Annotated in this window: 9 protein-coding genes; 1 reads left to right on the top strand and 8 read right to left on the bottom strand. The window is 56.2% G+C overall.

Annotation, left to right across the window (positions count from 1 at the left end; genetic code table 11):
* Positions 1–175 precede the first annotated feature (175 nt).
* The 5 genes from ABY948_RS08830 to ABY948_RS08810 form a co-directional block, all read right to left on the bottom strand.
* Positions 176–403, bottom strand: a complete 228-nt coding sequence (locus ABY948_RS08830; protein ID WP_461482166.1) for a helix-turn-helix domain-containing protein — start codon at positions 401–403, stop codon at positions 176–178.
* 278 nt (positions 404–681) lie between these two features.
* Positions 682–2,202: an acetaldehyde dehydrogenase ExaC gene (exaC, locus tag ABY948_RS08825; RefSeq protein ID WP_461482165.1), complete on the bottom strand. Its 1,521-nt coding sequence runs from the start codon at positions 2,200–2,202 to the stop codon at positions 682–684.
* Between the two features lie 266 nt (positions 2,203–2,468).
* Positions 2,469–4,628, bottom strand: coding sequence for a 4Fe-4S binding protein (locus tag ABY948_RS08820; protein WP_461482164.1), 2,160 nt, complete (start codon positions 4,626–4,628; stop codon positions 2,469–2,471).
* A gap of 152 nt (positions 4,629–4,780) precedes the next feature.
* Positions 4,781–6,565 carry a PQQ-dependent methanol/ethanol family dehydrogenase gene (locus ABY948_RS08815; protein ID WP_461482163.1) on the bottom strand — a complete coding sequence of 595 codons (1,785 nt, stop codon included), beginning with the start codon at positions 6,563–6,565 and terminating at the stop codon, positions 4,781–4,783.
* Positions 6,566–6,935: 370 nt separating this feature from the next.
* Positions 6,936–7,586, bottom strand: coding sequence for a DUF502 domain-containing protein (locus ABY948_RS08810; protein ID WP_461482162.1), 651 nt, complete (start codon positions 7,584–7,586; stop codon positions 6,936–6,938).
* 28 nt (positions 7,587–7,614) lie between these two features.
* On the opposite strand from ABY948_RS08810, the gene ABY948_RS08805 reads away from it, so the two are divergent.
* Positions 7,615–7,902, top strand: a complete 288-nt coding sequence (locus tag ABY948_RS08805; RefSeq protein ID WP_461482161.1) for a YgaP family membrane protein — start codon at positions 7,615–7,617, stop codon at positions 7,900–7,902.
* A gap of 101 nt (positions 7,903–8,003) precedes the next feature.
* Here the strand turns inward: ABY948_RS08805 and ABY948_RS08800 are convergent, their stop codons facing one another.
* The 3 genes from ABY948_RS08800 to ABY948_RS08790 form a co-directional block, all read right to left on the bottom strand.
* Entirely contained in the window at positions 8,004–8,213 is a 210-nt protein-coding gene (locus ABY948_RS08800; protein WP_461482160.1) for a helix-turn-helix domain-containing protein, read from the bottom strand.
* A 106-nt stretch (positions 8,214–8,319) separates the two neighbouring features.
* On the bottom strand, positions 8,320–8,520 hold the full coding sequence (locus ABY948_RS08795) for a helix-turn-helix domain-containing protein (protein WP_461482159.1): 201 nt from the start codon (positions 8,518–8,520) through the stop codon (positions 8,320–8,322).
* 739 nt (positions 8,521–9,259) lie between these two features.
* The gene (locus ABY948_RS08790) at positions 9,260–9,544 is read right to left on the bottom strand and encodes a hypothetical protein (RefSeq protein WP_461482158.1); all 285 of its coding nucleotides are present in this window, start codon (positions 9,542–9,544) and stop codon (positions 9,260–9,262) included.
* Positions 9,545–9,584: the final 40 nt, after the last annotated feature.

The raw sequence follows: 9,584 nt of genomic DNA, 5'->3' as shown, positions 1-9,584 counted from the left end.
GCCTACCTCAGGGCCTCAAATACCGCACAGGTTAGCGTCATCTATTTATTGGGTCTCACTAAGACCATAGATCATCCAGGGTAGTTCTACTGCCGTGCCAACAGGCCGGAAATGACGTCAATCCTTGTCCAGAACAAAAGGGAAACGGTGCTTAACTCGCCAGGGCGTTATGACACTAGGAATTAATCAGTGGTCCCCGGTCGATTTCTACCTCCTTGATAAATTCGACCATGCTGACACCCAGCGCCCTGGAGAGATTCTCGATGGTGGTGATGGTGGGCTGTTGTTTGTTGCCTTCAAGCAATGAGATCGAGCGCATGGACATGCCGGCCTCAAAGGCGAGATGCTCCTGGGACAGGCCTTTCGCCATCCTGATTTTTTTCAGTAGCCTGGAAAATGTCATCCGCGCAGTCATTGTTGAATACCTCAATGTTATCTTTATCTGAGGAGTGTGTGGCCGCAAAAAACATCCTATGCCAATTGTTGATCCTGGTTATTCACTTGCCCTGCTCCTGGCTGTACTCAATTTCCCCGGGCATTTCGGCACCGACTAATGTGTGAAAATGCCCCGCCCCTCTTTACCCGGGAACTCGCCAAGAGTCTGTGGTGTAACCTCGCGCTACGCCTGCTGGTCACGCATACCTGCACCATCGCAAGCAGCCGCAGCGCCAGGGTTGATCCTTAGAAGAAGCCCAACGGATTGGTGTCGTAACTGATCAACAGGTTTTTGGTCTGTTGATAGTGATTGAGCATCATCTTGTGATTTTCCCGACCGACACCGGATTTCTTGTAACCGCCAAATGCCGAGTGGGCGGGATAGGCGTGGTAACAGTTGGTCCACACCCGGCCGGCCTGAATGCCGCGACCCATCCGGTAGGCGCGGTTGATATCCCGGGTCCAGAGCCCTGCCCCCAAACCGAACTCGGTGTCGTTGGCAATCGCCAGGGCTTCGGCCTCGTCCTTGAACGTGGTGACACCCAGGGTTGGGCCGAAGATTTCCTCCCGGAACACCCGCATGGAGTTGTCACCCTTCAGCAAAGTCGGCTGGACGTAGTAGCCACCCGCCAAGTCGCCGCCGAGTTCATTGCGCTGTCCGCCGATCAGGAACTCTGCCCGGTCTTCCCGGGCAATATCCATATACGAGAGAACCTTATCGAGCTGCTCCTGGGATGCCTGGGCACCGACCATGGTCTCGGTATCCAGCGGGTTGCCCTGCTTGATCTGTCCGGCGCGGGCGATGACGCGCTCGATGAATTCATCGTAAATACTTTCCTGGATCAGCGCCCGTGACGGACAGGTGCAGACCTCGCCCTGGTTAAAGAAGCCCATCAGCAGTCCCTCTACACACTTGCTGATAAAGCTGTCTTCGAACTGCAGGACATCTTCAAAATAAATATTGGGGGATTTGCCGCCCAGCTCCACCGTGGACGGAATAATATTTTTGGCGGCATATTCCATGATCTTGGCACCCACCGGCGTGGAGCCGGTGAACGCGACCTTGGCGATACGGGTATTGGTCGCCAGCGCCTGGCCGGCCTCGGCGCCAAAACCGTTGACGATGTTCATAATGCCCGGCGGCAGCAGATCCTGAATGGTTTCGATCAGCACCAGAATGGACGCCGGGGTCTGTTCGGCCGGCTTCATCACCACGCAGTTGCCCGCCGCCAGTGCCGGCGCCAGTTTCCAGGCCGCCATCAACAGGGGGAAGTTCCAGGGGATAATTTGCCCCACCACCCCCAGCGGCTCATGGAAATGGTAGGTCGCGGTGTGCTCATCCAGTTCGGCGGCGCTGCCCTCCTGGGCGCGGATACAGCCGGCAAAGTAGCGGAAATGATCCGCCACCAGCGGGATGTCCGCATTCAATGTCTCACGGACAGCTTTGCCGTTGTCCCAGGTTTCGGCGACGGCCAGCTTGTCGATGTTCGCCTCGATGCGATCGGCAATTTTCAGCAGCAGGTTGGAGCGCTCGGTCACAGAAGTCTTGCCCCAGGCCTCTCTTGCGGCATGGGCGGCATCCAGCGCAAGCTCGACATCGGCGGCAGATGAACGAGGTACTTCGCAAAATGGCTTGCCGGTTACCGGGGTGATATTTTCAAAGTACCGGCCTTCTTTCGGAGCCACCCATTCACCACCGATATAATTTTCATAACGGGATTTAAAGGACACGGCAGCGCCTTCGGTTCCAGGTTGTGCGTAAATCATGACTAACTCCTTCCTGCTTATATTTTGTCTACCTGTTTTTGGAAGCTGCCTTTTCGGGTTTCCGGCGCAGGCTCCGTCAACAGAACACTGGTGTGTGACGACTCACACCCTCTCGGTTAAATACACGTATAGATGTACCCTTATGCTCAATAATATGTGGTGCCAATCCATTTCAATATTCTACTTTGGGTCCTGGAAAACCGGCCTTTAGTAGGAGTCTTTCCTGACGATCCGCCCCCCGGCACAGTTGCCGGCCAGCGGGCAAATCAGCCGTTTTCGAACGGCTCAATCGCGGTAATCCGCTGCATATCCCCGACCTGTCGCCGGCGCTGCTTTTTTGCGTTGATCAACGGCGGGCAGAGATCGTCGTTGTGGTAGTAGACGATGCATTCCAGGCACTGGATACACTCGTTGTAATCGATCTTGCCCGCCGGGGTGATGGCACCGATCTCGCACTTGTGTTTGCACAGTTGGCAGGGGCTGCCGCATTCCGCGCGCCGCTGCAACCACTCAAAGCGATGCAGCCAGCCCAACATTGCCAACCCCGCCCCGAGGGGGCACAGGTAGCGACAGTAGGCCTTGTGCACAAACAGGCTGAGCACGAGCAGGGCGACGGCGTAGAGGACAAAGGGCCAGGAGCGAATAAACACCAGGGTGATCGCCGTTTTGAACGGCTCCACCTCGGAGAGGATTTCCGCCGCGGTCAACGAGTAGAGGGAGGTGCCCAGCAGCAGTATCAGCACCACATATTTCGCCCGCCACAACCGGGTGTGGGTTCGGAAGGTGATTTTAAGCTGCGGAATGCGCAGTTTTTTCGCCAGCCAGGCCGCCATTTCCTGCAGCGCCCCAAAGGGGCAAAGCCAGCCGCAGTACAGCCCCCGCCCCAGCACAAACAGTGAGACAAACACATAGAGCCACAAAATAAACAGGATCGGATCTATCAGGTAATCACTGAGCCTGAAGCCGCCCAGCATCGCTTGGAAAATGGTAAAAATATTGACCACCGATAACTGCCCCTGGGCGTACCAGCCGATAAACACCAGGGTGAACCACAGGAATCCCCAGCGCAGGCGGTGAAACAACTTGGGGTAGCGGGTGATGCGGTGCTGAAACACAAAGATGGCCGTCAGCATCGCCAGGCTGGTCAGCAGTATCGCCACCTCCCACAGCCGGTTTTTCCAGATGACCAGCCAGGGCGCATCGCGCTCGGGTGTCGCTTCGGCGTGCTCGTCGTAGAAGAAGAACTTGTCCGGCAAGTGATACCCGGAGGAGAACCGCTGGTTGACGGTTTCAAACAGCCGCCCTTTGCTGCGGCTGACGATCAGCGACAGCTGCCAGGGCGCGGCGGGGTCAAAATCGGACTGCGCCTTGATGCGGAAGATTTTGCTGCTGTCGAACCCGCCGAAGTAGGGGGAGTGAACCTCGTCGTAATCATAGAAATTCATGTCGCGGATCTCGATGGGCAGATCCTGCTGTTTTACCACCAGCCGATCCGGCACCGAACCCGGCACAAAATCCTCATCGATAAAACTGGCGAGGCCATTGGACAGCACCGCGACGGCGTGGGTGCCGGGACCCAGCTCTTCCAGCATGCGCTGGTAGTCTTCGGCCCCCAGCAGATTCAGCCCCACGGTCGGCACGTTGAGGTAGGTGTAATACAGATCGATAAAGGGCTCTGTCCGCGCACGGGCCGAGGCCGGGCCGAGGCCGGCTACCGGGGTATCGTCAAACGCCTCGGCCACCTGGGCCCGGGACAGGGTCAGCCGCCGGATATACCCTTCGGCAATCATTTCATCCCAGCTCATGGGGCTGAAAATATCCGTGCGCACCTGCGCCACCGAGTGGGGTTCAAATCCCTCCAGGGTTTCCCGCGCAACTTTCAGTGCCGACAGCAGAATGGTTTCATTGATCGCAACCACCGACGCGGTGGCCTTGGTAATCCCGTCGATGTAGGCATTGGCGCCGGCGCGCTGCCGGCCCACCTTGATATTGTCGGTGGCGGACAGTCCCGCATACTGCCGGATGAATTCCAGCAGCGGCGCCTCGCCGAGACCGTGCAGGAAAATGGGTTCATGGTGCTTGAGCAATTTCACGCCGCTAAACCGGCCGCGAACATCCAGCCCCACCAACAGGTTGACCGGTTCGCCCGAAAAGCCCGGAATGGCCACGAAGTCACTGGACTCGAACAGGTACCCCAGCGGGGCCGCGCCGCGAAACACCGGCCACACCCCCAGGCTGGCGTCCTTTTCCCCCAGGTGACTGGCGGTGGGAAAAATGTCCCGCCAGGATTCCGCACCCTGCCAGTTGCGCTCAGCCGGTGAGCGGTTATCGGCGGGGGCAGCATACAACCGTCCCGCCAACGGCAACGCCAACGTCAGCAACAGGGCAATGGTCAGCGTTGTTTTCAGTGCGCGCCCTAAGAGCATAAATACTCCCGTTGAGCTGGAAGTCCCCCGAGGCATTGCATCTGGCGGCGGGGAACAGTGGAAGAGAACATGCTGTGTCAAAAAAAAATCCTCAAGCTGATACCCGGCGGGTATCAGGTTGAGGCTAAAGGACAAGCAAGGGAGTTAAACGATCATGATTTAGGGAGCTTGAAGGTCCAGACAGTGCCACCCTGGTTCAAATAGTTGACGCGTTTTGCCACATCGCCGCCCCAGAGCGGAACAGCGCCGCCCCAGCCGGAGATGACCGATACATACTGTTCACCGCCCTGTTCCCAGGTGATCGGGGAGCCGACGATGCCGGAACCGGTCTGGAATTTGTACAGCACCTTGCCGGTCTCGGCACAGAGGCCATACAGATAACCTTCCGGGGTGCCGGTAAAGACCAGCTTGCCGGCGGTGGTCAGCACACCACCCCACAGCGGCGCGTTGTTCTTGAATTCCCACTTGATCTCACCGGACTTCGGATCAATGGCTTTCAGGGAGCCGATATGGTCCTCGAACAGGGGTTTGATGGTGAAACCGGCGCCTAGGTAGGCAGCCCCTTTCTTGTAGGCAATCGGTTCATTCCAGATATCCATACCCCACTCGTTGGAGGGCACATAGAACAGCTCGGTATCCTGGCTGTAGGCCATGGGCATCCAGTTCTTGCCGCCCAGGAAGGAGGGAATCGCAAACACCGAGGTGCCTTTCTTGCCATCCGCACTGTCTTCCGGGTTGCCGGGACGGTTGGCCTCGTTGTAAATGGGTTTGCCCTTGGCATCGATGCCCTTGGCCCAGTTGATGTTTTTCACAAATGGCAGCGCGCGAATGAAGTCGCCGTTGGTGCGATTCAACACGTAGAAGAAGCCGTTGCGGTCAGCGGTGGCCGCCGCCTTGACGGTTTTGCCGCCATCCATGTAGTCGAAGGGAATCAGCTCGTTGACACCGTCGAAGTCCCAGCCGTCGTGGGGGGTGGTCTGGAAGTGCCAGACAATTTCGCCGGTATCGGCATTGATCGCCAGCCGTGAAGCCGTATACAGGTTGTCGCCGGGGCGGGTGTGGGAGTTCCACGGCGCCGGGTTGCCGGTGCCCATGTAGATCAGGTTGGTTTCCGGGTCGTAGGTGCCGCCGTTCCAGGTCGCGCCGCCGCCCTGCTTCCACATGTCGCCGGGCCAGGTTTTGTTGGCCGCGCCGCCGGTAATGCCATTTTCCTTGCCGTTGAGGTAGCCCATGTGGCCCTCGATCACCGGGCGGCTCCACACCAGCTCGCCGGTTTTGGCATTGCGCGCTTCGGCCTTGCCGATAATGCCGAATTCACCGCCGGAGACACCGGTGATGACCATGCCCTTGATAATCTGGGGTGCTGCGGTGAAGGAATAGCCGGCCTTGTAATCGGCCAGTTTCTTTTTCCATTTCACCTTGCCGGTCTCGCGGTCCAGTGCCACCAGTTTGGCATCCAGGGTGCCGAAGATCACCAGATCGTCGTACAGGGCCGCGCCGCGGTTGATCACGTCACAGCAGGGCATGATGTTGTCGGGCAGCCGTGCATCGTACTGCCACAGTTCTTCACCGGTGGCGACATCGATAGCGTACATGCGGGAGTAGGAACCGGTGATATACATCACCCCGTCCTTCACCAGCGGCTGGGACTCCTGACCCCGTTGCTTCTCGCCACCCAGGGAGAACGCCCAAACGGGTCGCAATTCCGCCACGTTGTCCCGGTTGAGGGTTTTCAGCGGACTGAAGCGCTGGGCCTTGGGGCCCATGCCGTAACTGACCACATCTTCAGTGGTCGCCTGGTCGTTAAGAATGTCGGCATCCGTGACCGGATTGAAGGACACCGCATTGGCGCTGATGGCAAAGGTACTGATCAACGCTGCAGCCAATGCTGAACGTCCCAGCAGCTTATAGGTCGGTCTGTGGTTAAGCGATTTCATCTCTGGCTCCTGAGTCTCTTCTATTTTCAAAATTTTTATCGTTGATTTAGGCGCGACTTATTCACTGGCTACACCATGTGTCACTAGGGAAATTCAGGCGTTGTGGAAATAAGATTCCCCATAGAACCGAGTATCTTCCCCAACCGGGTAGTCAACAATGGGACTTGGGAATGAGTTGGTGTCGTAAAAAAGAATGATAAATCGAGGGAGATAACTGAAATAAATCAGTCGCTTGGACTCTCAGACTGGCGCCCCCACCCCGCCAGAAAAAATACAGCGGTGGCGGGAGGCGGCGAATAACGGCCGTAACCGTCTAAAATAAAACGATTTTAGCAAATCGCTAAATTGGAGGGCAATTTATCGGCAAGAACTACTCTTCGTAGTCCGGCAATTGTTGCTGCGCCTTGCGGGCATTTTTCGCCAGCATTTCCGCCGAACCGGAACCGCAGGCAATGATGGTGCGCATCGCCTCCTCCACCGTGACGTGGGGCAGCACCTCCACACACTCCGCCGGCATGTGATAGGTCATGCCAGAGGTGGGAATCGGCGCGGTGGGCACAAACACCGTGAAGTCGCCATTGGGGTGGCGACTGGTGACAATGGCGGTGGCGGTCACCGGGGAATCCGGCCCGAAAATCTTCGCCAGTGCCGCCTGCCCTTTCAGCAGGGTGGTCTCGCCCTGGCCGCCGAGCAGTTGCGACACCACCTCGCGAATGGTGCGATAACCCGGTGCCAGCCTGGCCAGCCAGCCGTCCAGATGGCCGTGCAGCCATCCGCCCAGACGGGTTTTGATCAGCAGCCCCACCAGGAAACAGGAGGACAGAATCAGCCCGAACACCACCACAAACGCCACAAATTCGTTCAGTGTCGTCTGCTCCTGCAGCAGGCCGGTCAACGGGCTGATCAGCTCGGAGATGCCGCCAAACAGCCAGACAAAGATCATCACCAGCAGGGCGATGGGCAGCACCACCGTCAACCCGCCCAACACAGTCAGGGTAAGAAACGTTCGCAGGCGTAACATGGTCTATCCTCAGAGTGGGCGTCGGTTGATGCGGGAAGAATCTGTGGTGCAGTTGACCGCTATCAAATCAGAATTGCCCCAGCACATCCACACTGACTGCACATTAATGGAGAGCGACGGCATGAAAACCAATGTAGGAAATGTTGACCGGATAATTCGTATTATCCTCGGACTGGTTCTGATCGCACTGGTCTTTGTCGGACCGCAAACCCCCTGGGGCTGGATCGGCGTCATACCGCTGGCTACCGGACTGCTCAGCAGCTGCCCGCTGTATAGCCTGCTGGGGCTCAGCACCTGCCCGACGAAGAAAGGGTGACCGAACTCAGCCCTATGTTGAACACAACGCTCAGGAAGGCATCGCCTCCTGAGCGAATCCCCAAGCAGTTGCGCACAAGCCGCGGCCAAACAGCCTGACGCTCACTCGTAGAACTTAGAAACATCTACGTTTAAAGCCTTCGCCATCAAGCCGACCTCTTCATCGGTAATACGCCTGACCTGCGACTCCATTTTAGCCAATGTACCGCGACTGATATTGAGCCCAACCAGGTTGCAACGGGCGGCAAGCTGCTCCTGTGTCATACCCGCCTTTTCGCGCAACTCACGTATTTTGGGGCCGATCTGATTCATTTACCGCGCTCTGAATTCGGAGCTTGATTCTGGCACTGGACGTTCGTTTACCCAAATCGGGGGGTAGGGATTTCATGAACAACGGGGAACACTTTTTACACTCAGCTTAGTTTTTGAACAAATCCCCCACATCACAACGTAAGCTCTTGGTTATCTGATCCAGTGTCTTTAATGTTGTGTTTTGGACACCATTCTCCAAACGGGTCAATGTAGCGCGAGAGATACCCAGCTTTCGCGCGAAAGCTTCTTGCGATAGCTTTCCCCGCCGCTTTCTTAGATTTATTGCCAGGTTATCCGCTAGGTTCATAGGTTGGATTGGGTCTTGCCTAATCGTTCACATATGAACGATTTAATGCTAGGCTTACGTTCACATGTGAACATATCTGAGACGAGACAATGGAACAGACAAGGATGTGAAGATGATCGGAAAAAAATTTATATTGTTGGCACTTACATCAACAATGCTGATAGGGTGCAGCACTTCTGCACCAGAAACATACCCTCGAATAGAGAATCAAAGTGCCATAAGGAGCATGTTTTACACACAAAGAGAACTGCTGGCACTGGAGCTGACAAATAGTGCGACTGCCAACAACGAGCGGCACGCCTTACTATTGAAAAGCTACTGTGACCTGACAGCCAGGGGGCTTAACTCCCCCGCAATCACTCTTCCACCCCAATGTGAAACACCTTCGAGCGACGAAGAACGTATTTGCATAGCCTCGTTCCACAACTGTGTTGGAAGCTGCAATATACTTTCCGGACAATGTTTAGATTGTGAACAGAGGTTGGAGAACTGTTTGAACAAATAAACGGTAGAAATACATTTCAACCAACCTTGCCCACTCTGTGGGCTTAAGTCTTGAGCAGAGCAAACATTGGTTCCACCGATTGTTCCAATTTAGATTGTTTGGAACCCGCTGTATAGCCTGCTGGGGCTCAGCACCTGCCCGGCAAAAAAGAAGTAGCGGAACGGAAGCAAACTCGGGAGAGGACGGATCGACCAACAGAAAATCCCATCCTCCCGGGCGCCACCTCAATCCACCCTACTTCATGGTGGATTCTGCTGAACCCACACCGTAGACCAACTCACCGATGATTTTCTTGCCGATCTTCTTTTTAAGCTCGACCAATCCCACCTCATCCCTGGCGCCCTTCAGGAAGAAAATCTCGTAGTGCTCCTGCACCTTGTAGGCGGCGAGCAATTCCGGGTACTTTTCGACGGCAGCATTCTTTTCGTCATTCAGGAAGCTGTCCATCAGCGCCTGGTACTGTTGTTCCTTGTCTGCTGTAGCAGCCACTGCGTTCTGTTCCGGTGTTGGTTGAGTCATTGTCTAAACCTTTGCAACTTTTAGCTCCCCGGCCGTGGGC

This window comes from Porticoccus sp. (assembly GCF_041592135.1).
Taxonomy (GTDB): Bacteria; Pseudomonadota; Gammaproteobacteria; order Pseudomonadales; family Porticoccaceae; genus Porticoccus.
Note: the sequence above shows the minus strand (reverse complement) of the source record. Positions and strands in the feature narration are given on the sequence as shown.